Consider the following 24297-nt stretch of genomic DNA (forward strand, 5'->3'; position numbering starts at 1 on the left):
CCGTCCGGCCGGCGGACGGTCAGGCGGCGCGGTCCCGGGGGACGGCGGCGGGGCGGCGGCGGTTGCGGACCGAGGCGCAGCGGCGGGCCGTGTCCCGGCGGGCGGTGCGCAGCCGGCGCATCGTGACGTGGCCGCGCCGCCGCCACTCGGCCCGGGGCAGTCCCGCCCGCTGGCCGCCGCCGGTGATGAGGGCGTTGACGGGGGTGTGCGGGTCGGCGGCCATGCCCTTGGCCACCAGGACACCGACCACCAACGGGACCAGGGCCACGGCCAGGGCTGAGCCGGCGGTGGTCACGTGCTGCAGGCGGCGCGGGCGGGGCGCGGTGCGGGCGGCGACGGCGTCGAAGGTCATGCCGCTATTCGATCAGTGGCAGGGGTCCGGGGAATCGGGGCGGATACTCAGGTAGTTGGGTGTGAGGTACTCAGACCGGAGGGAGGGTGGTGGGTGGTGACGGCACCCGGGCAGGGCTTCGAGCCCGCGACCGGCGACGGACCGCAGCGGCCCGCCACGGCAGCGCGGGCGGCAGAGGTCCGCACGGCGTACGAGGGCCTGCTGCAGATCCGCCGCCTGGTGAACGGCCCGGCGGGGACGGCGGTTCCCGCCCCGTGGGAGCTGCGGCAGATGCCGCGCGCGGTGGCCCTCGTACTGGAGGCGGCGGGCATCACGCCGTCGGCGGTGGACGCGGAGGGCCGGCGTACGCGGACGGGGTACCGGGTGGCGCCCGACCCGTCCGAGTCCGGGGACGCACGGGTCGAGGTGACCTGGGCCGGCCCGCCGGGCGGTGGCGCGGCCGGGGCGGAGCAGGAGCGCCTGACGGCCTGTGCGGCCGCGCTGGAGCCCCTGGGCTGGGGCTGCCTGCTCTACCGGGGCCCGCGCCGACGCCGCTTCCTCGAGGTGGAACCCCCGCGCTGACCGGCCCGGCGCGTACCGCGCCCCATGTCCGACGGGCCGCTGCCGGTACTGCCCGCGCCGGGGAGACGGCCCTCGTTCCGGCCGGTCCCGAACAGCACGCGGTCGGCGCGGAGTACCGGCCGGGGGCAGCAGGTCCTGCTGCAGGGTGAGCAGGAGCGGGTCGATCCCTTCGCCGCGGGCCCGGGCGAACGCGCGGGCACCCTAACCCCGGCCGGGCAGGGCCTCGCCGATCCGGCGCAGGGCCTCGCGGGCGGCCGCGGCCACGCGCTCGTCGCCCCGCGTGTCCAGGTCGGAGCAGCCGGTGTAGAGCGCAACGCGGACCCGTCTCCCGGCCACCGCACGCAGGGCGGGGACGGCCGGTGCGGCGGCCGCGCCCATGTCCCCCAGGACCCTGCAGGCGTACGGGCCGTACAACTCGCCGTCCAGCGCGCGCGGCAGGATCTCGAGGGCGAGGGCCTCTGCGGCCTCCCCCTCGTGCCGCCACAAGGCGGCGGCCCACTTCGGGTGCAAGACGCCTGCGGAGTCCACGGCCTCCCACAGGTACGCGACGTGCTGCGGCTCCAGTCCGCCGTGCTCGGCGAACCACTCCGGCAGGTCCGCGGCCAGGCTCGCGCTCCGCCGCCACGCGGGCAGCCGCGCGAACAGGCGCTCCGCCCGGCGCCGTTCCCCGGTGATCCGGATCAGAGCCATCTCCACATGCCCGTCGAAGCGTGTGCTGCGGCCCCCGGCGAGACCTTCGAGCAGCGGCACCGCAGCGGCCGCCCCCGGGCCGATCTCGCCGAGGGCGAGTACGGCCCGGGTCCGCAGCCATCCGGCGTCGTCCGCGCCGAGCAGGCGCAGCAGCTGCGGTACGGCGACCGCCGAGGCGGCCCCGCACACCCGCAGCACGCCCACGGCGGCCGCCGCGTGGCGGTCCGCCGCGCCCTCGCGCCGGTCGAGGAACTCCGCGGCCGCCGCCACGAGCGGGCCGACGTCGGCGCCCGCCCCGGCGAGGCCTGCCGCGGCCTCCCCGACCACCTCCGCCGTCCTGCCCTCGGCGACGAGCCGGCACAGCTGCGGCAGCGCCCGTACGTCCCCGATCCGGGCAAGTGCCGGGGCTGCCGCGTCGGGCAGTTCGTCCAGCAGCCCGGCGAGTTCGCCGGCGCAGAGCCGGGTGGTCTCCAGCGGACTCCCCAGCACCGCGGCGGCGGCCGCCCGTACCCCGGGGTCGGCCGCGGCGTCCAGCAGCGGCCGCAGGTGCGGGACGAGAGCTTCCGGAGCCGCCCGCCATTCCCGCAGGGCCACTTGCGCCATGTCGACCGCGGCGCGCTGCGCCACCGCGGTGTCCCGCGCGGCCAGCAGCCCGACGTGCTCGTAGCAGGTGTTCTCGTCGCCGGACCGGGCCGCCAGGCCCCATACCGTGCCCGCTCCCCAGCTCACCCGGCCGCCTGGACCGCCGAGCCGTGCGCCGGCCGCGTCGAGGTCCGCGAGCACGGCGTCGGTGTCGGGCCGCCGCGCGGCCCTCAGCCGGATCGCCGGGTCGCTGTCGGCCGCCAGCAGCTGCAGTTCCGGCTCGCCCGGCCGTACGAGCAGGGCCTCGGCCAGCGCCAGCCGGGCCACGGGGTCCCGTTCCTGCCCCGCGCCGGTCAGCAGTTCCACGGCCTGCCGGCGATCCGCCTCGGCCAGCAGCCAGGCGGCGGCCCGGCGCACCGGCTCGTCGGGATCCCGCAGCCGGGCCACCGCGGCGGCTGCCGCTTCGGGCCACGGGTCGTGGACGGACCCGCTCAGCCCGGTCACGATCTCCAGCAGGAGGAGGCGTACGTCGGCCCGCCCGTCGGCGGCCGCGTCGAGCAGCCGGACGGCCACCGGTCCGGTGCGGTCCGCCAGGACGGCATCGAAGATCGCGCGCCGCACGACACCGCAGGCCGCGCTCGCGGGATCGCGGCGGGCCTCCCGGATCCAGGTCTCCACACAGTCGGCCGGTCCGTGGACCGGCGGTTCGGGCCTCACAGGCCCGGGCGCAGTACGCCCTTTCGCGTCATCGTCATCGTCATGTCGTGATCATCACCGCTCGGCGGGCCGGGACGCAAACCGTTTCAGCCGTACCGCTCGGCCAGCGCGGCGACCGTGTCCGCGAGGGCCCGCCGTAGCTCGGGCGGGCCGAGGACTTCGGCCTCGGTGCCCAGCCGGAGCAGGTCGCCGACGGCGACGGCCTCGGATTCGACGTCGAGGTCGACGCGGATCCAGCCGTCCGGGTCCGCGGGGTCCGCCGGGCCGGCGCCGGCCAGCGCCCGTACGCCGGCCGAGCCGAACTGCATCGGCAGCAGCCGGCGGCCGCGCGGGGACAGCAGCAGCCGGGCGGTCCCCTGCCGGGTCGCCTCCTCCATCCGGCGGGCGGACTCGGCCCAGTACGCGGCCAGTTCGAAGCCGGCCGGACGCTCGAAGCCCTCCTGCGCGGTGTCCACGGCGAGGAACCGCGAGACCCGGTAGCTGCGCACGCGCCCGTCGGCGGCCCGCGCCACCAGGTACCAGATACCGCCCTTGAGGACGAGGCCGAGGGGGTGCAGCGGACGCCCGGCCCGCTCCTCGCCGCTCCAGCGGCGGTAGTGGGTGAGCAGTACGCGCTGGTCCCAGACCGCCTGGGCGATCTGCGCGAGGTGCGGGACGGGGTCGGCGTCGCGGAACCAGGCCGGGGCGTCCAGGTGGAAGCGGTCCTGGAGCCGGCGGGCCCGGTCGGCGAGTGCGGCGGGCAGCGCGGCCTGGAGCTTGAGCTGGGCGGCGGCCAGATCGGCGCCGAGGCCCAGCTCCTGCGCGGGGCCGGGCGCACCGGCGAGGAAGAGGGAGCCGGCCTGGGCATCGGTGAGGCCGGTGAGCCGGGTGCGGTAGCCGTCCATGAGCCGGTAGCCGCCGGCCGGACCGCGGTCGGCATGGACCGGAACCCCGGAGGCACCGAGGGCTTCGACGTCCCGGTAGACGGTACGGACCGACACCTCGAGCTCGGCGGCCAGTTCGGGTGCGGTCATCCGGCCGCGGTTCTGCAGCAGGAGGAGCAGGGAGAGGAGCCGGTCGGCGCGCATGGGCCCATTGTGTCCGGGATACCTGACAGAGGATGTCAGGTATCCCGGAGAGGCTGTTCTCGCGCCGGGGGACCGAGCCCGCCCGGCCGTGAACCAGGAGGTCCGCCATGTCCGCCCGTACCACCGCCCGTACCACCGGCAGTTTCACGTTCGCCGACTGGCAGGAGCAGCCGATCGGTTCGGCCGGCTCCACCCCGCGCCTCGCCCGCTCCACGGTCGTCAACTCCTTCGCGGGCGGGATCGAGGCCGGGGCGACCGACGCCGGCTACACGTTCACGTACACCGGGGAGGGCTCCGGCTCCTACACCGGCATGGAGCTGCTGTCGGGCACCGTCGACGGCCGCCAGGGCACGTTCGTCATGGAGCAGCGCGGCACGTTCGACGCCGCCGGCACCCGGTGCACGTTCGAGGTCGTCCCGGGCTCCGCGACGGGCGAGCTGGCCGGGCTGTCGGGCTCCGGCTCGTTCACGTACCGCCACGGCGACACCTCCGTCCCGTACGAGTTCACCTACACGGTGGCCTAGCCGCAGCGGCGCGTCCGTACGACCGAGAGGGCGCGGACCGTTGCGGTCCGCGCCCCCTCGGCAGCGGTCGTACCTAGGGCGCGCCGAAGGTCAGCGTCAGCTGCGGCGTGCCTTCGTTGGCCGTCGCCTCGGAGGACCACAGCCACAGCGCATCCGTACCGGGGCTGGTCAGAGCCAGGCCGTAGCTCGTGCCGAGGGCGCCCGCGAGGGCGGCCGTGGACAGGCCGGTGGTGTGCACCGCCGAGCCGTCCGGGACCCCGGCGAAGCTGCCGAGGGCCGGAGTGCCGGTGGCGGGGCGGTTGTTGTAGGTGGTCCCGGCCTCGGTCCAGCTGCCGGTGACCGGGAGCACGGAGACGGTGTCCGCCGTACCGGCTCCGCTCATCGTGCTGGTCTTCACGCTGAGGGCGGCCGACTTGAGCACGGTGCCCGCGGGTGCGGCGGGCAGGTTGAAGCGCAGGTGGCTCGTGTACAGCGAGGTGCCCCGCACGGCGAGCGAGGACGAGGTCCCGTAATTCGTGTCCGGGGCTCCCGCGTTGACGTACGTGTCCTCGGCGGCCTGCACCTGGACGACCGAGTCGGCCGGGGCGGTGGCCAGGGCGTAGTGGTTCTGCACCTGCGCCGCGCTCAGGACGCTCGGGTAGACGGCGGTCTCGTCGAGCTGGCCCGCCCAGAACTCGCTGGTCGGGCGGTCGGGCCAGCCGCCGAGGCTGTCGCCGCCGGCGTGCCAGTAGCCGGCGTAGTTCTCGTGCGTGGTGACGCCGAGGGTGCCCTTCTGCGCGCCGTCCACGTAGAGGACCATGCCGCCCGGGCCCTGGGTGGCGACGACGTGGTGCCACTTGTTGTCGTTGTACGCGGCGCCGGTGGCGACGGTGCGTGTGGCGCCGGTGTAGACGCCGAAGACGATGCGCCCGTCATTGGTCATGTAGAGGTGCTTGTCGTACTGGTTGCTGCCGCGCACCTGATTGCTGCCGAAGCCGAGGAGCTTGCCGCCCCGGGTGGTGTTCGTCTTGAACCAGGTCTCGATGGTGTAGCTGCTGCCGATGTTCTGGCGGAGGTCCCCGTACACCCGGGTGTCGGTGCCGTTGAAGCCGATCGACGTGCTCGCGCCCGAGACCGCGCCGGGCGTCTGGCGCAGGGCGGGGGCGTTCAGGTGGACGCCGTTCTGGTTGCCGCTGCCCGAGGAGTCGGCGACGTTCGGCAGGGCCGACTCGTCGTAGCGCCAGAACAGCTGGGCGCCGTCCGTACGGACCTGGTTCGGGTACGCGTCGACCGAGGTCGGGACGGTCACGTTCGCGGTCGCCGACAGGGCGCTGGTGTTGCCGGCCGCGTCGGTGGCCGTCACCCGGTACGTGTACGACTGGCCCGCGGTGACGGTGGTGTCGGTCCAGGAGGCCTGCTGACGCTTGAAGAACAGCGAGTCGGCTGTGACCGTGGCGATCGGCGTGGCCGCGCCGTTGCGGTAGACGCGGTACGTCAGCGCGCTGTCGTCCAGATCGAGGCTGGTGCGCCAGCGCACCTGCACCTCGCCGGGCTTGAAGCTCGCCGCGGTCGCCACGGGGACGGTGGGCGCACCCGTGTCCCCGGTGGACGCGAACCGGGTCAGGCTCTGCTGCGCGGCCCCGTTGACGGTGGTGAACTCGCCGCCGACCCACAGGTACTGGACGCCGCCCTTGGAGCCGACCGCCATCACCCGCGGACCGATGCCCTCGCCGATGCCGTCGTTGGTGTCGGGGGCCCAGCCCAGTTTGCCGACGCTGGTGGTCGGCTGCGCGAGCAGGTGGTGGCGCTGGCCGTCCGGGTACTCGCCCACGCTGGAGCAGTCGTGCGCGTGCGAGGCGCTGTACAGCACGTTCTGGTACGGGAGCACGGCCTGCGTGGCGCCGAGGCAGGTGTCGCGCCAACGCTGGTTGAAATCGCTCAGGTTGAGCGCGATCCGGCCGTCGAAGACGCCGCCGCCGGTGCCTTCGTTGGCGGTGTAGAAGCCGGTCGCGTCGGTCGCGATGTCCTTGACGACGGAGTTGGTCTCGATGAAGCCGGGGTACGTCTTGGTGAGCGCGCCGCTGGTGGCGTCGACGACGGCCAGCGCGTGCGTGTTCGTACCGTTGACGGTGAAGAAGTCGCCGCCGAGGACGACGTTGTTGCCGTCGGGGGTGACTTCCAGGGCGCGGCCCGGCTCGTCGGCGTCGGCCGTGAAGGGCCGCAGCGCGCCGTCGGTCGAGTCGACGGCGGCGAAGCGCTCGCGCTGCTGGCCTGCGACGGATAGGAAGTCACCGCCCGCGTAGACGGTGTCGTTCGTGACGGCCAGGGCGCGCACGGTGGCCGCGAAGGCCGGCCGGAAGGAGGCCTTGACGGTGCAGGTCGCCACGTCGATGGCGGCGAGGCTGGAGACCGGGGTGCCGTTGACGGCCCCGAAGTAGCCGCCCGCGTACAGGGTCTTCTTGTCCGGCGAGAGGGTGAGGGCGCGGACGGTGGCGGTGCCGCCGCCGACCGTGAAGGAGAGGGTGCAGGAGGTCGGGGCGCCGGTCGCGGCGTCGAGTGCGGCGAAGTTCACCGCCGGCTGCTCGCTGCCGCCGGCGCCGTCGGGAGGACGTACGGCGGAGAACGTGCCGCCGACGAACACCGTGCCGCCCGCCTCGGCGAGGGCCCAGACGACGCCGTTCGGCTGCCAGGTGGACAGCGCGTCGGCGGTGAAGGCCACGGGCGGGGTGATGGCCGCCGCCTGCGGGACGAGGCCGAGGCCCATCCCTGCGCCGGTGCCGGCCAGGGACAGGACGAGAGCGGCCGCCAGCCCTCTGGATCTACGCATGAGCCCCCCAGTTCGGTTCACTGTGCGGTGGTGGCCGAAAACAGCCGTACAGCCGTTCGCGACCGTGCGTACGGGCGCACCCTAGGCCCCTTTGGGCACGCGTTCAGCACACTTGACGCATCGGATGCCGAACTGCCGGATCCAGGCCCTCCCGGCCCGCCTATCCTTCCCTCATGATCACTTCCACTGAGCCGTTCGAACTCGTCATATTCGACTGCGACGGGGTCCTCGTCGACACCGAGCGGATCGCGACCCGTGTGAACGTCGCCCTCGGCGCGGAATTCGGCTGGCCGCTCACCGAGGACGAGGCGATCAGCCTGTTCATCGGCCGCTCCAGCGCCTCGAACCGGGAGCTGGTCGCCGGCCGCCTCGGCGCGGAGGCCGCCCGGGAGTGGGAGGAGCGCTTCGCGCAGATGCACACGGAAGCGGTGGACGCCGGGCTCACCCCGGTCGACGGCCTGCCCGAGGCGCTCGCCGCGATCACCCTGGCGACCTGCGTCGCCTCCAGCGGGAGCCACGAGAAGATGCGGCACACCCTCGGCCGCACCGGCCTCTACGAGCGCTTCGCGGGCCGCATCCACAGCGCCACCGAGGTCGCCCGCGGCAAGCCCGCCCCGGACGTCTTCCTGTACGCCGCGCAGCGCATGGGCGTCGACCCCTCGGCCTGCGCGGTGGTCGAGGACAGCCGCCCGGGCGTCGAGGCGGCCCGCGCGGCCGGCATGCGTTCCTTCGGCTACGCGGGCGGCCTGACGCCGGCGTCCCACCTCGCCGGCCCGGGCACGGTCGTCTTCACCGACATGCGCGACCTCCCGGCCCTGCTCGCCGGCGCCGTTGCCGACGGCGCCCGCTGACGTCGTCGACCTCGTGGACGGTCGGGTCAGGCGGACGGCAGCGGGCGGCACAGGAGCGCCGCCGGGCCTGGGCGGGAGGCCGCGCGGGTGGTGAACGCGATGCCCGCCGCGTACTCGGTGGGCAGGCACTGGCCCTTGTAGTCGCCGTACGCGTACTCACCCCCGGGGGCGCCCGGCGGGCGGTTGTCGCCGCGGTCGAACCAGAGCGTGCGCCCGCCCGCGGGGAGGGCCGTGCGGGACGGCGCGCACAGGGCCGCCGAGACCCGCTCGCCCCGCAGGCTGTACCCGATCAGGAACTGGCCGGACGGGCACTGGAACTTCGTGTACCCGGTCGCCCAGTCGCCGCCCGCCGGAACGTACGCCTCGTCGCGGACCACGGTGTGCCCGCCCGTCGGGGCCCGCAGGTCGGAGGTGGCGCACAGGCCGCGGCCGCCCGCGTGCCCGAGTCCGGCCAGGCGGGCGCCGTCGGGGCAGACCGCCTTGCGGGCCCCGCTGTCCCAGTCGCCGGCGGCCCGTGTGCGCAGCGAGGCGTTGTGGTCGCGGTGGTCGGTGGTCAGCTGGTACCAGGCGGGGGTGGCGGGCACCTGCCCGGTGCGCCCGGCGGTGGCGGCGAGGGCGGTCCACGGCTGCGTACGCCAGTCGGCCGCGTCCAGTACGCCGGACCGGCGGCCGGAGGAGTCGTAGCGGAGCATCGCCCAGGTGTCGCCGCCGGGTGCGCCCTGGGCGGTGGTGCTCCAGCCGACGAGCGGCCAGTACGCGAAGTCGGCGTCGGCGGCGCCCAGATATCCGGTGAAGTTCTGGAACCAGGCGCGCGGAAGGGCGCCCGTCTCGTCGGCGCCGATGCCGAACTCGCTGATCCAGACGGGGGCGGTGAAGTGGGTGCCGGTCTCGGCGGATACGAAGAAGGCCTGGTCGTAGAGGGTCTGTTCGAGCTGTGCCCGGCTCATGTCCTGGTAGCGGAGGTCGTGGGTCTCGCCCATGCCGGTCGCTCCGCTGTGCCGGGGGCCGGTGTACCCGTAGAAGTGGGCCGAGTACACGAGCTTGCCGGACACCACGAGCGTGTGGGACAGGGTGCGCACGGGGGTGAGGGTGGGACGGCCGTGCGGGAAGCCGTCCACGGGGATGCCGGTCCAGTTGATGCCTTCGACCACGATGAGCAGGTTCGGGTTGGCCTCGGCGAGGATCCGGTCGCCGGCCTCCTGGGCGGCCGCCTGCCAGTCGTGGCCGTCGCCGAGGCCCCAGTTGGGGTCGTCGAGGAAGTCGCGGCGGACCTCGTTGTAGAGGTCGGCGCCGACCACACGCGGGTTGTCGCGGTAGCGTCCGGCCAGGAACACCCAGTCGTCGGCCCACTGGGCGGTGGACCGGCCGCTGTTCCAGCGCTCGTTGCCGTCGAGCCCGCAGCACCAGCGGGTGGTGACGGTGTGGTTGTTGAGGATGACGGCGAAACCGGCGTCGGTGAGCGCCGCGACGACGGCGTCGTAGACCTGGAGCGGGGTACGGCCGCGCAGCGCCGGGTTGGCGGCGACGGCCGCGTCCGGGACGGGGGCGGTGGTGCGGAGCATCTCGTTGGAGAAGGGCAGCCGGATGCTGTTGAGGCCGAGGGCCCGGAAGTCGGCCAGCAGGGTGGGCAGCGGCACCCGGTCGAGTCCGAGCGGGATGCCGTGGGAGTCCTGGCCGCTGTGGTGGGTGGCGGGGTCGTTCCGGTCGCCGGAGCCGCCCCAGGAGCCCTGGGCTCCGTCCCAGTTGCCGGAGCGCAGGCGGAACCGGTTGCCGTTCGCGTCGACGATGTAGCGGCCGCGGGTGGACAGCGGCGGGGTCCACGCCTCCCCCGCGGGCGCGGTCGGCGCGGCCACGGCGGGCACCGGTGCGGCCACCGCCGGCAGGACTCCCACCAGCAGCAGGAGGGCGGCGAGCAGCGGGCGGACGAGGCTCTTCATGTGGCTCCTGCCGGGGTCGGGCCGTCCGGGGCCGTCCGGGCAACGGACGGATGCCGCGGACAAGTTACCGGCCGGTCGCCGACCAGGGAACCCAAAGGAGCGCCGGCTTTCCGGCCGCCGCCCCGCCGACGGCGACCGCGACGCCGGCCGCAAGGCCGGGCCGCGGTGTGCCTCGTGGTGCGGGCCGGCCCCTTACGTGCGGTCACCCTGGCGAAACCGCCCCGCGCGGGGCCCTCAGCGCCTACCGTGCCCCTGAGGGGCCGGGAACGCACGGGAGGGTGGGGCAGATGGACGAAGAAGAGGACCTGCGGCTGGCGAGGATGACGCCGGAGATCTCCCGCCGCACCCTCACCATGCTGCGCGGTCTCGCCGGACTCGAGCCACCGGAGCAGGTTCCCGAGGACGCGATGATCGTCGCCGACGCGATCCTGGCCGAGCACGGCACCGACGGGCTGCGCGTCCTGGTCATGACCCTGGCGGCCTGGGCCACGGCGCAGATCGAGAACGTCGCCGAGCTGAGCCGGCGCAGCCACGAGGCGGTCCTCGACGCGATGGAGCTGGCCTGCCTGGAGGCGAACGCCGAGGAATGACCCTGCGGCCGGGACCCCGCTCAGGGAGCACGCGGAGGGGCCGCCCGGGCGGAGCGCGCCGTGCCCGCCCCCGGAGGGAAGTCGGGAAGTCGTCGGCGATGCCCGCGTCCGGCGCGTGCAGGGCCGCCCGTGGGGTACCGGACAACCGGGTGATGCGCCGCGCCCGCATTCGTCCGGGCGTCGGCGACACTGGGGGTAGTGGGGGGCCCTGATCGGAGGCCGTCGTGAGCACACCTTCCCCCATCCGAATCGCCGCCGTCCTCTCCACCGAACACCGCGGACGGCTGATGTCACAGGCCCGCGAGGTCAACTTCCCCGAAGGCGCGACGATCTTCGAGGAGGGCGGCCGCACCGAGTCCTTCTGGATCGTGCGATCCGGCACGGTGACGCTCCAGATCCCCCTGCCCGGCCGCCGGCCCGCCCCCGTCGAGAACCTCGGACCCGGTGAACTGGTGGGCTGGTCCTGGCTCTTCCCGCCGTACGTGTGGCAGCTGAGCGCCGAGGCGATGACTCCCGTGCGCTCGTACGAGTTCGACGCGACCGCCGTACGGATGCTCATGGACGCCGACCCCGCCTTCGGCTCCGCCGTCGGCCACTGGGTCGGACGCGTGCTCGCGCTCCGGCTCCAGCAGACCCGCACCCGGCTCATCGACCTCTACGCCCCGCGCATCGCAACGAGCCTCTAGGACGCCGAAACCGCCCCCCGGGGGCCGGTCCCGACCCGCCCCCGGAATGTTTCAGCGCGTGTGTTCGGCCGATTCGGCGACCGGCTCCCCCACAGGTCAGCACCCCCCACGCGGCTGCGGTCTGCATACATTCGCTTACGATCGGTGACGAGAAATGGGGGTACGAACGGGCGTTCACGGTCCGTGTCGGCAAGACTCCTGTCCGCTATCCGAAGCAACCACTCAAGGGAGTTCGAAATGCGGTCCATCGCAAAGGGTCTCGGCCTCGGTTCCGCCGCCATGGCGCTCACCGCTCTCACGGCCCTGGCCTGGCCCGGAGCTGCCGACGCCGCACCGTCCGGTGCGGAGAGCCTGTACGCGCCGTCCGCCCTCGTCCTGAGCATCACGGCCGGGGAGGACACCACGTACGGCACGGTGCTGCGCGCGGTGACGCTCGTCTGTGCGCCGACTCCGGGCGGGACACACCCGGCCCCGGCCGCCGCGTGTGCCGAACTGCGTGCGAACGCACACGAGTTGGACGCGGTCGCGGCACCGGGTGCCGGCGTCGACTGCACCAGGGAGTGGAACCCGATGACGGTCACCGCAGTCGGGGTGTGGCAGGGCCGCCGGCTGAACTACTCGTACACCTTCGGCAACCCCTGCGGGCTGCGGCACACCAGCGGCGCCCTGTTCGGCTTCTGACCCGGCACGACGCGACCGGCCGGGCGGCGTCGTGCGACCGCCGTCCGGCATCCCGCCTCGCACCCCGCGTCCCGCCGGGCCGTCAGTCCGCCGGGCCGTCAGTCCGTCGGCCCGTCAGCCCAGTTCGAGGCTCGTCACCCCGTACATCCCGGCCAGCTCGACCTCCGGGGCAGGGCCGGTGTACATCCGGGCGGCCTCGAAGGAGGGGACCAGCCCCAGACCGGCCAGCAGGGTGGTGGCCGCCGGATTGGCGTCGGGCACGTCCACGGCGACCGCCCCGTCGGCGCTGTGCTCCGCGAGCCGGTGCAGCAGGGCGGCCGCGATGCCCGGGGTGGAGGCGTACAGCGGACCGATCCGGGAGGCCCCGCTGCACGGGCGGATCACGCCGAGGCCCTCGATCCGCCCGTCACGGACGGCGGCGAGGGCGGTGCGGCCGGGCAAGCCGGTCCAGGCGGACAGGAAGGCGTCGCGCGACGCGGGGAAGAACCGGCGGTCGTAGGCGGCCAGTTGCCCGAAGGGGAGCGAGGCGGCGTCGACCACCCCGACCCCGGCCCCGGCCGCGCCCGTGTCGGCGCCGTTCACCCGTGGGACGCCCTCGTACCGGACGTTGTTCCAGGCCGAACGGAACCCGGACTTGCGGTAGTTGTCCTGTTGGTCGACCACCCCGTCCAGGCCGACGAGCCGCCCGTCGAGCCGCTCCATCCCGGCGTGCCACAGCCGGATCCCGTAACCCTGCCCGCGGACGGCCGGGCGGGCGATGTAGAAGCCGATGAACCCGAAGGCGGACCCGTACCGCACGGCCGAGATACAGGCGACCGGTTCGCCGTCGATCCGGCCGACGAGGAAACCGGCCGGATCGGCCACCGCGAAGGCGAACCGGTCGGAGTCGCCCGGGTTCCACCCTTCCTCGTCGGCCCAGGTACGGATCATTTCCATGTCGGCGGCGCTCGCGCCGGTGATCTCGAATCCCGTCATGTCCGGTGTTGTACCAGACGGCGTACGGGTGGTCAGCCCGCGCAGATCACGTCGTCCAGCTTGATCGGCCGGGAGTCGAGCCGCACGTACGCCGTGAACGTGTCGGTGCTGTCCGCGTTCCAGTGGGTGGTGACGGTGGCCCAGCCGACACCGGCCGACTGGGCGACGGTGACCGCGCCGATGGCGATGTCCCAGGGCTCGTTCTGGGTGCAGAGCAGAACGTCGGAGTCCGGGATGTGTGCCTGCTTGTCCTTGAGCTGCTGCGAGACACGCTGGTCGCGGTCGTGCGGGGAAGGGCCGTGGTGGCCGTAGAAGGAAGCGAGGAAGGTGCTGATCTCGGCGGCGCTGTGCCGGTGGCGGACGGAGACCGGGGCGGGGTCGGCGACGGCGGTGGTCGGGGCCGGCAGCGCGAGCAAGGGCAGCAGCAGGGCACCGAGGCTGTACGGCATGATCTTCATGCCGGATGTGTAACCACCGCGGGTCTTCGCGGGCAGGGGTGGACCGCGTATCTCACTCCAGTGGGGGGCGGGATTCACCGCAGAAACGACCCTCCCGGACCAAACTAATCCAGTCGCGCGCCCGTACCGGCCGTACGTAGGGTCGGGGCATGGGGAAGCCGCTTGTCGCAGTGTTCAGTGGGGCCGGGATGTCCACCGATTCCGGGATTCCGGACTACCGGGGGCCGCAGGGGTTGTGGCGCCGGGACCCGGAGGCCGAGAAGCTCGTGACGTACGAGTACTACATGGCGGATCCGGAGATCCGGCGCCGCTCCTGGCAGATGCGCGCGGAGGTCGGCTCCCTCGGGGCACGGCCGAATGCCGCGCATCTGGCCGTGGCCGCGCTGGAGCGCGGCGGCACCCCGGTACGGGTGATCACGCAGAACGTGGACGGGCTGCACCAGCTCGCCGGGATGCCACCGCGCAAGGTGTTCGAGCTGCACGGAACCGCGCGGGCGGTGGTCTGCACGGCCTGCCACGCCCGGTCGGGGATGGACGAGGCGCTGGCCCGGGTCGCCGCCGGTGAGCCGGATCCGGCCTGTCTGGCCTGCGGCGGGATCCTCAAGTCGGCGACCGTGATGTTCGGCGAACGGCTCGACCCCGAGGTGCTGCAGCAGGCCGTGGCCGTGGCCAAGGGCGCTCAGGTGTTCATCTCCGTCGGGACCACGCTCCAGGTGCAGCCCGCCGCCTCGCTGGCCGGGATGGCCGCCGAGGCGGGGGCCCGCCTGATCATCGTGAACGCCGAGGAGACCCCGTACGACCCGCTCGCCGACGAGGTGATCCGCGAGCCGATCGGGACGGCCCTCCCGGCCCTGCTGGCCCGGATCGGCGACCTCGGCCCGGCCGCCTGAGCGGCCTCCCCGAGGCCGCTCGGACACCGGAGCTCCGTTACACCGCGTCGGCCGCCCGGCGCATTTCCGCCACGTCCAGCTTCTTCATCTTCATCATGGCCGCGGTGGCGCGGGCGGCCCGCCCCGGGTCCTGGTCGCTGATCAGGTCGATGGCGCCGGGCGGGATGACCTGCCAGGACACCCCGAACTTGTCCTTGACCCAGCCGCAGGCGGACTCCTGGCCGCCGTCCTTCGTCAGCTCGTCGTAGTAGTAGTCCGACTCCGCCTCGTCGCCGCAGTGGATCTGGAACGAGATCGCCTCGGTGAAGGGGAACTGGGGACCGCCGTTGAGGCCGATGAACTTCTGGCCGTTGATCTCGAACTCGACGACCATCACGTCACCGGCCCGGCCCGGCCCCGCCTCGTTGTAGTAGCCGGTCCGCCCGATCTTCCCGTCCTTGAAGACGGACACGTAGTAGTCGGCGGCGGCCTCCGCGTCGCCGTCGAACCACAGACACGTGGTGAATCCGTTGCTGCTGCTCATGACTGCCTCCAGGCGGGTGCGTGGTCGAGTCCGTGCGGTGGGGCACCGTCTCGCTCCTATACAGACCGGCCCCGGGCCCGAAATTCATCGGTGGGCCCGGGGCCGGTCCGTAACGCGTCCTCAATGCACTCCTACGGCTCACACCGCAGGCCTACGGCTCACACCGCGGGCTTGGCCGCCATGCCGAGCATCCGGTCGACGACGCGCTCGGCGGCGCCGCCGTCGTCCAGGTCGCAGAACTCGGCGCGGAACGCGGCCCGCGCCTCCTTGTACTCGGCCCCGACCGCGTCCGCGCCCCGCACGGCCTCGATCAGGCTCGCCGAGTCCGCCAGCAGCGGGCCGGGGGCCTTCTCGGCCAGGTCGAAGTTGAAGCCGCGCAGCGTGGTCCGGTAGTGCTCCATGTCGTACGTGAAGAGCAGGATCGGCCGGTCGGTGAGCGCGAAGTCGAACAGCGCCGAGGAGTAGTCCGACACCAGCACGTCGGCGACGAGCAGCAGGTCCGTCGCGTCGGGCCAGCGGGACACGTCCACGACGAAGCCGTCGCGCACGTTGTCCCGGACCTGCTCGGTGACGTGGTGGTGGCCGCGGACCAGCAGGACGTGGTCCTCGCCGAGCTCGCGCCGCGCGGCGTCCAGGTCGATCTGCAGGTCGAGCTTGTAGCCGCCCGACCAGCCCTCGCGGTTCTCGCGCCAGGTCGGCATGTAGAGGACGACCTTCTTGCCCTCGGGCAGGCCGAGCCGGCGGCGGACCTCCGCGATCCGCTGCGCGTCGGGCTTGACGAGGGCGTCCGTACGCGGGCTGCCGGACTCGATGACCTCGCCCTTGTAGCCGAGGGCGCGCTTGAGGAGGGGCGTCGCGTACGAGCTCGGGGAGGCGAGCAGCGACCACTGGGCGCTGTCGTGCTCCAGCCCCTCGAGGATCTCGGGGCTCGTGTAGTAGTCGTGGATGAAGTCGTGGCCGATCTCCTTGATCGGCGTCCCGTGCCAGGTCTGGACGACGATCTGGCCGGCGCGGCGCTGGAAGCGCTGCGGCACGTTGTCGTTCACGACGTAGAAGCGGGCCCGGGCCAGGACCTCCCAGGCTTCGACGCTGTCGTACTGCACGGCGCGGGCGGTCGCGGGGACCTCGGCGCGGCCGTCGCGGACGAGCCAGACGTGGTCCAGCTTCTCGCCGCGGCGCAGCAGCTCCTCGTGGATGGCCCGGGGCGAGTCGCCCGCGCCGTTCCCCTGGAACGTGTCGTAGACGACGACGTCCTTTACCGGCAGGGCGCGCTGCGCCGGATAGGTCTCGTACCGGGTGACGCGCTGGGCGTACCGGGAGCGGTCGTGCGGGCTGAGCAGCGGGTCGGAAACGACCACCATGCGGTCGTAGAAGCGGGCCTCGACCCGCATCCGGCGTCCCTCAACGGTGAGGGCGTGCGGCCCCGCGTGCAGGGCGGTGGGCGCGAACTGCACCGGGGCTCCGCGGTCGACGCCGAGCAGGCCCGCCGTGGTGCCGCCCTGGGCGAGCGGGCGCAGGGTGGGCCACCAGCGGCCGTTCGGCAGCGTGGTGCGGGCGGCGTAGGCCTCGGGGAGCACGGGCTCGAAGGAGGACTCGAAGCGGTCGCCGTCGCGGGTGACGGGGTAGCTGAACTCGGTGCCGTGCGCGTTGTGCAGGACCAGCTCGTACGGCTCGTCGGTCGGGGCGACGAAGCGGCCCTTCAGGGTGAGGGTGCCGTCCTGGGTGGCGACCGAGTCGACCAGCGGCGGCGAGGGCTGCACCGAGAGGGTCAGGTGTCCGGTGTTGCCGCGCTTGGCGAAGACGGAGCGGCCGGTGTCCCCGCCGGTGAGGGGTACGACCAGGCCGGCGAAGCCGCCGCGCTCGTCGTGCACGAGACGGTGGTCGGAGCCGTTGGCGCCGACGACGCTCAGGCTCCACGGCTCGGGGGTCCACTCGCCGGGCTCGCACGCGGCGTCCGGTACGGCGGCCAGATCGGCCAGCGGTACGCGCACGGTGAACGGGATCCGCCCGGCGCTGCCGGCGGCGGTCTCGAGCGGGAAGGTGAGGACGGTGCCGGTGGAGACGTGCTCGGCGCGCAGGGTTGCGTCGGCGCCGACCTCGGCGGCGAGCTCGCCGGCCACCTCGACGGCGTCGTCACCGGCCGCGCGGACGTCCAGGGCGCGGGCCCGGACGACCTCCACCTGGATGGTGAGGGCACCGGTGGCGTTCGGGACGATGCGGACGTCCGGGGCCACCCAGTGGGCGGGCGGGTTCTGGCCGGTGTCGGACTCGCCGCCCTTGAGGCGGGCGCGGTGCAGGCCGCCGGCGCCGGTGACGGCGATGGACGTGGTCCATATGCCGTCGTTCCACTTGCCACCCGACTGGAAGACGGTGGGGTCGACGACGGCGGTGAAGCCGGCCCAGTCGGCGTGGCGCAGTGCGAGGTGCGGGGAGTTCACGGTGGCCATCGGGGAGGCGACCGTACGGGCGCTGACGACGGTGCGGCGGCGCTTGCCCCCCTCGCGGAAGACCAGCACCTTGCGCGAGCCGAGGCGGCTCTCCGCGCCGAGGTGGCCGGGCAGCGCGTAGCCGCGCAGCAGCAGCTTCCCGTCGCTCCAGACGGCCTGCTCGAGGCGGCTGACGACGCGGCGCTCGCGCGGGCCGAGGGTGAGGATCTTGGCGGGGACCGGCGGACGGCCGTGCAGGAAGGGGTAGTCGGCCTGCGGGCGGGCCAGCCCCTTGACGGGGACGCTGTAGGAGTAGTCACTCTGGTGCTGCGTGAGGGCGATGAAGTCCTCGACGCGGCCTTCGCGGGCCAGGTACGCCTTGAGGCGGTCGGCGACGGTCAGGGCGGACCAGGGACCGGTGCCGATCTCGCGGACGAGCCCGCCGACCTCCTTGACGAAGGCGGCCCGGAAGTCGGCTCCGCCCTCACCGACGTACTTGTAGATGAGCGGGAGCTCCTCGCTCAGCACGTTGTAGTCGTAGTCGCGCAGGTAGCGGACGTACTTGGCGCCCTCCTTGGCCTTGAGGGCCTCGCGGACCAGGCGGACGGAGGTGACGCGGTCGATCAGGGAGACCGGGTCGGTGGAGCGCTGGGTGATCGAGCGCTCGCCGGTCTCGCGGACGCGCCAGTGGTAGACGCAGTCGCTGATGATGTCGACGCTGGACGCGAAGTAGTGCGCGGGGATGCTGACGGGGGCGTCCTCGTAGAGGATGCCCTCCGGGTACTGGAAGCCGTGCTCGTCCCAGAAGCTGCGCCGGTAGACCTTGTTCCACGCGGTGCGGTCGGTGACCAGCGCCGGGAACTTGGAGATGTGGGTCTTCAGCTGGGTCTTGGCGAAGGCGGCCCGGTGGCCCCAGGACTGCTGCATGCCGACGGAGCGGAAACGCTTCACGTTGCCGCCGGCGAAGTCCGAGCCGGTCTCGTCGAGGGCGGCGATCAGGCGCTCGTAGGCGTAGTCCGGCATCGTGTCGTCACTGTCGACGAAGGCCAGGTACTCGCTGTCCTTGGACGCGTGGCGGGCGCCGACGTTGCGGGCGGCACCGAGTCCGGCGTTGTCCTGCATGACGACCCGGAAGCGCTTGTCCCGTGCGGCGAAGGCCTTGGCGATGACGGCGCTGGTGTCGGTGGACCCGTCGTCGACGAGGACGCACTCGAAGTCGTCGAACGTCTGGGCGGCAATGGACTCCAGGCACTCGTCGAGGTAGAGCTCGACGTTGTAGACGGGGACGACGATGCTCAGGCGCGGGGGCATGGGTGGCGGGTTCTCCAGCGTTTTAAGCTATTTCGATGATCAGGTGATGACAGCATCCTACTCGGTAACGGGATGATAAAGTCCCCCCATCATGGACATATAGCCCTTGTCCCCCGGGGCGGACGGCAAAGAATTCAGCCGCCCGCCACCTCAGCGTCGGGGTCGGACCGAACGTCTGCTCAGACTTCGAGCTCGGCCTCGATCTTCTTGAGCTGGTGCCGGGCCATCGCGAGGTTGGCCCTGCCACGGTCGAGCGCGAGGTAGAGGAAGAACCCCTTGGACCCGCGGCCCTTCAGCAGGCGGATGAGGTGGTACTGGCTGCCGAGGGTGATCAGGATGTCCTCGATCTCCTCCTTGAGGCCGAGCATGTCCATGGTGCGGACCTTGGCGCGGACCACGTCGGTGTTGCCCGCCGCGGCCACCTGGAGGTCGAGCTCCTTGCTGCCGCCGATGGTGCCGAGGGCCATGCCGCTGTCGTAGTCGACCAGGGCGGCGCCGATCGCGCCGTCGATGGTGGCGGTGCATTCCTTGAGTGCGGTCTCCACGTTGGCCATGAGTGGCCCTCCTCTTTCTTCTACCGTTTCTACGGTGTCTGCGGTTTCTGCGGTCTGTCGGTGATGGGTACGGGGTGTGGTGCGGCAGCGCGGCTCAGGCCGACGGGATCTCGGGGCCGCGGCGCCCGAGGACGTGGTCGATGAGCTCCGCTATCCGCAGGCTGGAGCGGCGGGCCTCCAGATGGAGCCGGCCGACGTTGACGCGGGGCTCCGCGATCAGGGTGAGGACGGCTGCGTCCCCGGCCGCGTAGGTGGCCACGTATCCGTGTTCGCCGCGTATCAGCAGCTCGCGGAATCCGCCCTGTCCGGTGCAGTCGCTGAGCCGCTGGGCCACTCCGAGGGCGGCCGCGGTCAGTGCCGCGACGGACTCCACCTCGGTGGCGGCGCTGTCCTGCGCGAGGACCAGGCCGTCGGCGCTGCCGGCGAGGGCGCCGGTGAGCTGGGGGACCCGGGCGCGCAGCCTGCGGAGCTCGGCGAGTATGTCGGCTTCGGCCTCGGGGGGCACCATCGCCGTGCTCATGTCGGCCTTTCTCCTTTCGGGCTGCCTTCGCTCGGAGCGGTCGGCGCGCTCGGAGCGCAGAGCCGGTCGCAGCGGGAGCCTCACAGGCTTGCCTCCAGTGCGTCGCGTAACCGGCGAAGCAGCGCCACGTCCGGGGATTGGGTCTGGGTCATCCAGTCGGGCAGGGGTGTTTCGACCGGTGTCAGGACCGGCGCGTGCGGGGTCTCGACCAGTCCGGCCGCCGCGAGGCGCCGTACGTCGAGCAGTGTGTGGAACGCCGGCCGGCCCAGCACCCACGCGAGGTCCGCGGGGGTACGTACGCCGTCCGCCTGGGCCAGCAGGATCCGCTGGCGCGCGGTGACGGTCTGCCCGGGGGCGGCGGCCCGCGGCACCACGGGGGAGGTGTCCAGCAGCGGGTACGGCCACACGGCGTCGAGCAGCTCCCGCCGGCGCCGGGTCTCCCGCTCGACGGCGGCGGCCGGGACCGAGCGGACGGAGCCGATCCAGTGGGTGGCCCCGCGGCGGAAGCGGGAGGGGCCGGTGCCCGGGGACAGGGCGAAGAAGGCTGCGTCGAATATCGCGGCGAGATGGCAGATCTCCAGTTCGCCGCCGGCGAGGCCCCCGCTGTCCACGAGGAACCGGGCGACCTGGCGGCGGGCGCCGGCCCGGTCCACCGCCTCGCGCCAGCGCTCGGGGGCGAGACCGCCGCCGGTGGTGAGGAGTACGTCGAGGCCGGGCGTGGCCGGGCTCTCGGCGTGCACGATGCGGCCGTCCTCCAGGAAGAGGGTGCCGCGGTCGCGGAGCAGGGCGCCGGTGGCGCGCTCGGCGGCGAGCCGGGTGAGCAGGGGGGAGACGGCGACGGCGGCGAGGCCGCCCACCTGGGTGCCGGTCATCTGAGGACCAGCTCCTCGGCGAGGGCGCGGAGTCTGTGCCGGGCGAGGGCGAGGTTGCCGTCGGTGCGGTCCAGCCACAGGTGGAGGAAGACGCTGCTGTCGAAGCTGGTCTCGACGAAGCGGAGGACGTGGTAGCCGGTCCGGGTGGTGACGATCAGGTCCTCGACGGGCTGGCCCGCGGGCTCACCCTCGGCGGAGTCCGGGGCCGGCTGGGCGAAGGACTCGTACTCGGCGGCCGCCCGGGCCAGCTCGGCGGTCTCGGCGGCGGTGGTCTCGTGGTCGCCGACCGGCGAGTCCCCGGCGGTGCCGAGGGCCAGTCCGCTGCTCCAGTCGACCAGCGCGGCCCCCCGCGCACCAGGCAGGGCCATGGCTTCGAGCAGGCATTCGTCGATCCCGGGCACGCGGGCTCCCCTCCCGGCCAGACGTGCGAAGTGCACGGTCTACGGCGCGACAGGAGGGAACTTACTCACGTTCCACAGCACGGAAGGGGCTTCTGGCATTTTCCGCTGGAACATGCACAGAACCACGCGACAGCTTGGCCGGAACCCGTCGACTTCTGATCACGAATGTTGATCACCGTCGGCGATCCCGCACAAGGGCGCACGGGGGCTCACGAAGCAAGCGGAAGATGGTCCGCGAGCCGGAACGCGCCGCCCTCGCGCTCCACGTATCCCTCGTGGGTGAGGGTGCGCAGCAGGTGGTACACGGTGGGCAGCGGAATGCCGGTGACCCGCGCGAGCCGTTTCGCCGTCGCGCCGCCCTCGGCGTACATCGCCTCGACCAGGCGCAGCGCGCGCTGCACGGAACCGATCAGGGTGGGTGCGCTGTCCTTCTGGCTGCCGTCGGTGCCCATGAATACTCCCCCTGCTCCGGTACGAGTCCTGGCACCCCCATAAAAGTCGCTTACCGCCCGCAATCCCAGCTGACTCGCGCACTTCCGGGCATAAGATCACCACGCTTCGGGTCCGTTCCCCCCACACCCGCGCAAAACTCCGCACTCCGGCCCGGCCGCGGGCTATTGGGTGCAGGTCACGAAGGCCGGCAGGGGGGTGTCTTCGATCAGGTGGCGGGGCAAGGACAGGGCGAAGCGGTGTTCGAGGACGGCGAGGGTGCGGCGGTCGCGGTCCGCGCAGGGTTCGTCCTCGGGGCGGGCGTGGGTGCCCTCCGGGGCGAGGATCCCCGCCGCGACCAGTTCCGGGAGCAGGAAGTCCGGCCGGTGGCCGCCGCGCCAGCCCTCCTCGCCGAGGCCGAAGCAGCACACGATCTCACCGTCCCGTGCGTAGGCGAACTGCTTGGGCGGGTGGTCCGGCTGCGGGTCGAGGTGGACGGCCTCGACGCCGGACCGGGAGACCTCGGCCAGCCGCTCCGCCCCGGCCGGCATGCCGTGCTCGACGGCGAAGGACCAGCCGCCCCAGCTGCCGACGCGGGCCACGCCGTCGCCGTCCATGGTCTCGGTCACCATGCTCCAGGCGTCCGTCGCGCCCAGCGGGCCGGGCCGGATGCCCGGCAGTGCGCCGAGGCGCAGCGCGAGTTCGCCGGGTGCTATGCCCCGGGCGAAGGTGAGGCCGGCGTACCAGCCGTCCCAGTCCGCCAGCCACTGGATGCCGCCGCCCGAGCCCCCGGTCATCTCCACGGTCCCCTCCGCGCTTCGTGCCGGCACTCCCCCACCGGCACGATAGTCAGTGCGCGGGGCGCTCCGGGAGGAGGCGCTCGACCATCGTCTCGATGAGCCCCTCCACCGGATACGGCTCGAGCAGCGCCGGCGCGGTCAGGTCGTCCACGATCAGGCCGAGCACCGCCAGGTGCAGCAGCACCACGCTCCGCCGGTCCCCCGGCAGCCCGGCCCCCCGGTGCCGGGCCGCGTCCGCCTCCAGCTCGGCCTCCTGGAACGCGGCGAGCTCCGCCTGGAGTTCGGGGCGCCAGATGCCCTCCAGCCGCAGTTCCAGCACGGCGATGTGCACGCTGCGCTCCCGCCGCACCCGCTCCAGGAGCTGCCCGAGCAGCGCCTCGGCGTCCAGCGGGCCCGCCAGGTCCGCCTGGTCCGCCGGGGCGGGGATCAGCCGCTCCCGGGTGCGGTGCAGGATCTGTACGAGCAACTGGGCCCGGTCGGCGAAGTAGTTCGAGGCGGTGCCCGTCGGTACGCCCGCCTCGGCGTCCACCGCGCGCAGGGTCAGGCCCCGCGAGCCCCCGCGCGCCAGGACTTCGATCGCGGCGTCGAGCAGCGCGGCGCGGCGCTCCGGGTTCTGGCGCATGGGCGGTCCCCTGCCGGTGTCCGGGGGTGCGGAGCACGGCACGGTGGCCACTCCGCATGCAGTGATTCGGACACGCTAGCGGATGCGGCACGGTCCGGGCCCTCCCCTGCGACCCCTCCCACGTGTCACTCTGCCCGTCATGGAGCGGATCATCGAGGAGATACGAGAGGACCTGTCCCGCCGCATCGCGGCGACGGCGGACCGGCTCGCCGACCGGACGCTGGCCGAGGACCCCGCGTACGCCGCCCTGCTCGGCCGGGCCGAGCTGCGCGAGCGGATCCACCACAACCTGCGGCAGGCGGTCGAGGGCCTGGTCCTCGGCATCCGCGGGCTGCCCGTGGAGCTCGCCGACGCGCGGGCCACCGGTACGCTCCGCGCCGAACAGGGCCTGCCGCTCGCCTCGCTGCTGCGCACCTACCGGCGCGGCGGCCGGCTGGTGTGGCAGGCCCTCAACGAGGCCGTGGCCGCGCACGACCCGGCGGCGCTGCCCCGGCTGCTGCCGGCCGCGGCCGTGCTGTGGGACGTACTGGACCAGCTGACGGACGCGGTGGCCGACGCGTACCGCCGTACGGAGGCCGCCCGCTGGGACCGCGACCGGGAGCGCCGGGCGGCCCTCCTGGACGCACTGCTCGACGGCGCGGGTCCGTCCGACGGGCCCGCGGTCTCGGAGGCGGCGGCCCAGCTCGGGCTGCCCGAGCGCGGCCGGTTCGCGGTCGTCGTACTCGGCTCGGGCGGCTCCGGCTCGGGCGGCTCCGGCTCGGGCGGCTCCGGCGGCACCAGCGCGTCCGGCGGCTCCGGCGGCACCGGCGGCTCAGGCGGCCTCGGCGGCTTCGTCGATCCGGGCGGCCCCGGCCGGCTCTGCGCCGAACCGGCCGCGAGCGCCCTGCGCGTGCTGTGGCGGATCCGCGCCGACGGCGAGACCGGCCTGGTGGAGCTGGGCCACCATCCGCTGGAGTCCGTACGGGAACTGCTCGGCCCGCTCAGAGCCCGGTCCGGGGTCAGTCCGGTCGTGGAGAGCCCCGGCGACCTGGCCCGGGCACGCTGGCTGGCCGCGCTGGCGCTGCGCACCGTCCCGGCGTCCGGCGGTCCGTGCACCGCGCTGCTGGACGAGCGGCTGCCGACGGCGCTGGTCGCCTCCCAGGCCGAACTCGCGGGCCGGCTGCGGCAGGTGGTGCTGGGGCCGGTGCTGGCGCTGCCCGCGGAGGACCGCCGGGTGCTGCTGAACACACTGGGCACCTGGCTGACCTGCCAGGGCTCGACGACGTACGCCGCCCAGCGGCTGTACTGCCACCGCAACACCGTCTCGAACCGGCTGCGGCGCCTCGAGCAGCTGACCGGCCGCACGCTGTCCGACCCGGCGCACGTGGTGGAGCTGGCGCTGGCCCATGCGGCGGTGCTCCAGCGGGCCGCGGGCGAGCCGGCCGCACCGGGACCGAAGCCGGCCGGTCGCGCGCCGCGCCGCAGGAACTGAC

Annotated in this window: 24 protein-coding genes; 8 read left to right on the forward strand and 16 right to left on the reverse strand. The window is 73.6% G+C overall.

Translation table 11 applies throughout. The features are described 5' to 3' along the window. Positions 1-19: 19 nt before the first annotated feature. Positions 20-352 carry a hypothetical protein gene (locus ACZ5WG_RS05255; RefSeq protein ID WP_468720782.1) on the reverse strand — a complete coding sequence of 111 codons (333 nt, stop codon included), beginning with the start codon at positions 350-352 and terminating at the stop codon, positions 20-22. A 93-nt stretch (positions 353-445) separates the two neighbouring features. Here ACZ5WG_RS05255 and ACZ5WG_RS05260 point away from each other — a divergent pair, with 93 nt between their 5' ends. Then, positions 446-913: a hypothetical protein gene (locus ACZ5WG_RS05260; RefSeq protein ID WP_468720784.1), complete on the forward strand. Its 468-nt coding sequence runs from the start codon at positions 446-448 to the stop codon at positions 911-913. 201 nt (positions 914-1114) lie between these two features. Here the strand turns inward: ACZ5WG_RS05260 and ACZ5WG_RS05265 are convergent, their stop codons facing one another. Together ACZ5WG_RS05265 and ACZ5WG_RS05270 are read right to left on the reverse strand one after the other, a co-directional pair. Continuing rightward, positions 1115-2863: a hypothetical protein gene (locus ACZ5WG_RS05265; protein ID WP_468720786.1), complete on the reverse strand. Its 1749-nt coding sequence runs from the start codon at positions 2861-2863 to the stop codon at positions 1115-1117. Positions 2864-2988: 125 nt separating this feature from the next. After that, entirely contained in the window at positions 2989-3969 is a 981-nt protein-coding gene (locus ACZ5WG_RS05270; protein WP_468720787.1) for a helix-turn-helix transcriptional regulator, read from the reverse strand. Positions 3970-4076: 107 nt separating this feature from the next. Between ACZ5WG_RS05270 and ACZ5WG_RS05275 the strand changes: the two genes are divergently transcribed. After that, positions 4077-4493, forward strand: a complete 417-nt coding sequence (locus tag ACZ5WG_RS05275; protein ID WP_468720789.1) for a DUF3224 domain-containing protein — start codon at positions 4077-4079, stop codon at positions 4491-4493. Positions 4494-4566: 73 nt separating this feature from the next. On the opposite strand, the gene ACZ5WG_RS05280 is transcribed toward ACZ5WG_RS05275, so the two are convergent. Beyond that, on the reverse strand, positions 4567-7299 hold the full coding sequence (locus ACZ5WG_RS05280) for a DNRLRE domain-containing protein (protein WP_468720791.1): 2733 nt from the start codon (positions 7297-7299) through the stop codon (positions 4567-4569). A 173-nt stretch (positions 7300-7472) separates the two neighbouring features. On the opposite strand from ACZ5WG_RS05280, the gene ACZ5WG_RS05285 reads away from it, so the two are divergent. Then, positions 7473-8150, forward strand: coding sequence for an HAD family hydrolase (locus ACZ5WG_RS05285; RefSeq protein WP_468720793.1), 678 nt, complete (start codon positions 7473-7475; stop codon positions 8148-8150). 26 nt (positions 8151-8176) lie between these two features. On the opposite strand, the gene ACZ5WG_RS05290 is transcribed toward ACZ5WG_RS05285, so the two are convergent. Then, the gene (locus ACZ5WG_RS05290) at positions 8177-10087 is read right to left on the reverse strand and encodes a glycoside hydrolase family 5 protein (RefSeq protein WP_468720795.1); all 1911 of its coding nucleotides are present in this window, start codon (positions 10085-10087) and stop codon (positions 8177-8179) included. Between the two features lie 287 nt (positions 10088-10374). Between ACZ5WG_RS05290 and ACZ5WG_RS05295 the strand changes: the two genes are divergently transcribed. The 3 genes from ACZ5WG_RS05295 (at position 10375) to ACZ5WG_RS05305 (ending at position 12044) form a co-directional block, all read left to right on the forward strand. Beyond that, on the forward strand, positions 10375-10677 hold the full coding sequence (locus ACZ5WG_RS05295) for a hypothetical protein (RefSeq protein WP_030864982.1): 303 nt from the start codon (positions 10375-10377) through the stop codon (positions 10675-10677). 224 nt (positions 10678-10901) lie between these two features. Beyond that, positions 10902-11363: a cyclic nucleotide-binding domain-containing protein gene (locus tag ACZ5WG_RS05300; protein ID WP_468720797.1), complete on the forward strand. Its 462-nt coding sequence runs from the start codon at positions 10902-10904 to the stop codon at positions 11361-11363. A gap of 237 nt (positions 11364-11600) precedes the next feature. Next, positions 11601-12044, forward strand: a complete 444-nt coding sequence (locus ACZ5WG_RS05305) for a subtilase-type protease inhibitor (RefSeq protein WP_468720799.1) — start codon at positions 11601-11603, stop codon at positions 12042-12044. Between the two features lie 114 nt (positions 12045-12158). On the opposite strand, the gene ACZ5WG_RS05310 is transcribed toward ACZ5WG_RS05305, so the two are convergent. Further along, positions 12159-13019: a GNAT family N-acetyltransferase gene (locus ACZ5WG_RS05310; RefSeq protein ID WP_468720801.1), complete on the reverse strand. Its 861-nt coding sequence runs from the start codon at positions 13017-13019 to the stop codon at positions 12159-12161. A 32-nt stretch (positions 13020-13051) separates the two neighbouring features. Beyond that, entirely contained in the window at positions 13052-13477 is a 426-nt protein-coding gene (locus ACZ5WG_RS05315; protein ID WP_468720803.1) for a hypothetical protein, read from the reverse strand. A gap of 149 nt (positions 13478-13626) precedes the next feature. On the opposite strand from ACZ5WG_RS05315, the gene ACZ5WG_RS05320 reads away from it, so the two are divergent. Beyond that, positions 13627-14367, forward strand: a complete 741-nt coding sequence (locus ACZ5WG_RS05320; protein WP_468720805.1) for an SIR2 family NAD-dependent protein deacylase — start codon at positions 13627-13629, stop codon at positions 14365-14367. A gap of 37 nt (positions 14368-14404) precedes the next feature. Here ACZ5WG_RS05320 and ACZ5WG_RS05325 read toward each other — a convergent pair whose 3' ends face one another. From ACZ5WG_RS05325 to ACZ5WG_RS05365, 9 genes are all read right to left on the reverse strand, one after another. Then, entirely contained in the window at positions 14405-14890 is a 486-nt protein-coding gene (locus ACZ5WG_RS05325) for a VOC family protein (RefSeq protein WP_468720806.1), read from the reverse strand. A 158-nt stretch (positions 14891-15048) separates the two neighbouring features. Continuing rightward, positions 15049-18627: a bifunctional glycosyltransferase/CDP-glycerol:glycerophosphate glycerophosphotransferase gene (locus tag ACZ5WG_RS05330; protein ID WP_468720808.1), complete on the reverse strand. Its 3579-nt coding sequence runs from the start codon at positions 18625-18627 to the stop codon at positions 15049-15051. Between the two features lie 179 nt (positions 18628-18806). Next, a complete protein-coding gene (locus ACZ5WG_RS05335) occupies positions 18807-19181 on the reverse strand; it encodes a hypothetical protein (RefSeq protein ID WP_468720810.1) in 375 nt (124 codons plus the stop codon). A 94-nt stretch (positions 19182-19275) separates the two neighbouring features. Further along, positions 19276-19701 (reverse strand): roadblock/LC7 domain-containing protein, encoded by a 426-nt coding sequence (locus tag ACZ5WG_RS05340; protein WP_030295551.1) that lies wholly within the window; start codon positions 19699-19701, stop codon positions 19276-19278. Positions 19702-19781: 80 nt separating this feature from the next. Continuing rightward, positions 19782-20573, reverse strand: a complete 792-nt coding sequence (locus tag ACZ5WG_RS05345; protein WP_468720812.1) for a transcriptional regulator — start codon at positions 20571-20573, stop codon at positions 19782-19784. Then, positions 20570-20974 (reverse strand): roadblock/LC7 domain-containing protein, encoded by a 405-nt coding sequence (locus ACZ5WG_RS05350; protein ID WP_468720814.1) that lies wholly within the window; start codon positions 20972-20974, stop codon positions 20570-20572. The genes ACZ5WG_RS05345 and ACZ5WG_RS05350 overlap by 4 nt, the downstream gene beginning before the upstream one ends. Positions 20975-21183: 209 nt before the next feature. Further along, positions 21184-21426, reverse strand: coding sequence for a helix-turn-helix domain-containing protein (locus ACZ5WG_RS05355; protein WP_266631971.1), 243 nt, complete (start codon positions 21424-21426; stop codon positions 21184-21186). 162 nt (positions 21427-21588) lie between these two features. Beyond that, a complete protein-coding gene (locus tag ACZ5WG_RS05360) occupies positions 21589-22200 on the reverse strand; it encodes a DUF6461 domain-containing protein (protein ID WP_468721443.1) in 612 nt (203 codons plus the stop codon). A gap of 52 nt (positions 22201-22252) precedes the next feature. After that, entirely contained in the window at positions 22253-22825 is a 573-nt protein-coding gene (locus ACZ5WG_RS05365) for a TetR/AcrR family transcriptional regulator (RefSeq protein ID WP_468720816.1), read from the reverse strand. Between the two features lie 139 nt (positions 22826-22964). Here ACZ5WG_RS05365 and ACZ5WG_RS05370 point away from each other — a divergent pair, with 139 nt between their 5' ends. Continuing rightward, positions 22965-24296: a helix-turn-helix domain-containing protein gene (locus tag ACZ5WG_RS05370; RefSeq protein WP_468720818.1), complete on the forward strand. Its 1332-nt coding sequence runs from the start codon at positions 22965-22967 to the stop codon at positions 24294-24296. The last annotated feature ends 1 nt before the right edge of the window (position 24297 follow it).

Source organism: Streptomyces sp. NPDC032745 (assembly GCF_055579465.1).

Coding starts and splice junctions, on each gene's coding strand:
- ACZ5WG_RS05270 (WP_468720787.1), bottom strand. CDS start 3,969: ATGCGCGCCGACCGGCTCCTCTCCCTGCTCCTCCTGCTGCAGAACCGC.
- ACZ5WG_RS05255 (WP_468720782.1), bottom strand. CDS start 352: ATGACCTTCGACGCCGTCGCCGCCCGCACCGCGCCCCGCCCGCGCCGC.
- ACZ5WG_RS05360 (WP_468721443.1), bottom strand. CDS start 22,200: ATGACCGGGGGCTCGGGCGGCGGCATCCAGTGGCTGGCGGACTGGGAC.
- ACZ5WG_RS05280 (WP_468720791.1), bottom strand. CDS start 7,299: ATGCGTAGATCCAGAGGGCTGGCGGCCGCTCTCGTCCTGTCCCTGGCC.
- ACZ5WG_RS05370 (WP_468720818.1), top strand. CDS start 22,965: ATGGAGCGGATCATCGAGGAGATACGAGAGGACCTGTCCCGCCGCATC.
- ACZ5WG_RS05345 (WP_468720812.1), bottom strand. CDS start 20,573: ATGACCGGCACCCAGGTGGGCGGCCTCGCCGCCGTCGCCGTCTCCCCC.
- ACZ5WG_RS05305 (WP_468720799.1), top strand. CDS start 11,601: ATGCGGTCCATCGCAAAGGGTCTCGGCCTCGGTTCCGCCGCCATGGCG.
- ACZ5WG_RS05335 (WP_468720810.1), bottom strand. CDS start 19,181: ATGGCCAACGTGGAGACCGCACTCAAGGAATGCACCGCCACCATCGAC.
- ACZ5WG_RS05340 (WP_030295551.1), bottom strand. CDS start 19,701: ATGAGCACGGCGATGGTGCCCCCCGAGGCCGAAGCCGACATACTCGCC.
- ACZ5WG_RS05330 (WP_468720808.1), bottom strand. CDS start 18,627: ATGCCCCCGCGCCTGAGCATCGTCGTCCCCGTCTACAACGTCGAGCTC.
- ACZ5WG_RS05320 (WP_468720805.1), top strand. CDS start 13,627: ATGGGGAAGCCGCTTGTCGCAGTGTTCAGTGGGGCCGGGATGTCCACC.
- ACZ5WG_RS05325 (WP_468720806.1), bottom strand. CDS start 14,890: ATGAGCAGCAGCAACGGATTCACCACGTGTCTGTGGTTCGACGGCGAC.
- ACZ5WG_RS05315 (WP_468720803.1), bottom strand. CDS start 13,477: ATGAAGATCATGCCGTACAGCCTCGGTGCCCTGCTGCTGCCCTTGCTC.
- ACZ5WG_RS05295 (WP_030864982.1), top strand. CDS start 10,375: ATGGACGAAGAAGAGGACCTGCGGCTGGCGAGGATGACGCCGGAGATC.
- ACZ5WG_RS05275 (WP_468720789.1), top strand. CDS start 4,077: ATGTCCGCCCGTACCACCGCCCGTACCACCGGCAGTTTCACGTTCGCC.
- ACZ5WG_RS05285 (WP_468720793.1), top strand. CDS start 7,473: ATGATCACTTCCACTGAGCCGTTCGAACTCGTCATATTCGACTGCGAC.
- ACZ5WG_RS05355 (WP_266631971.1), bottom strand. CDS start 21,426: ATGGGCACCGACGGCAGCCAGAAGGACAGCGCACCCACCCTGATCGGT.
- ACZ5WG_RS05310 (WP_468720801.1), bottom strand. CDS start 13,019: ATGACGGGATTCGAGATCACCGGCGCGAGCGCCGCCGACATGGAAATG.
- ACZ5WG_RS05290 (WP_468720795.1), bottom strand. CDS start 10,087: ATGAAGAGCCTCGTCCGCCCGCTGCTCGCCGCCCTCCTGCTGCTGGTG.
- ACZ5WG_RS05365 (WP_468720816.1), bottom strand. CDS start 22,825: ATGCGCCAGAACCCGGAGCGCCGCGCCGCGCTGCTCGACGCCGCGATC.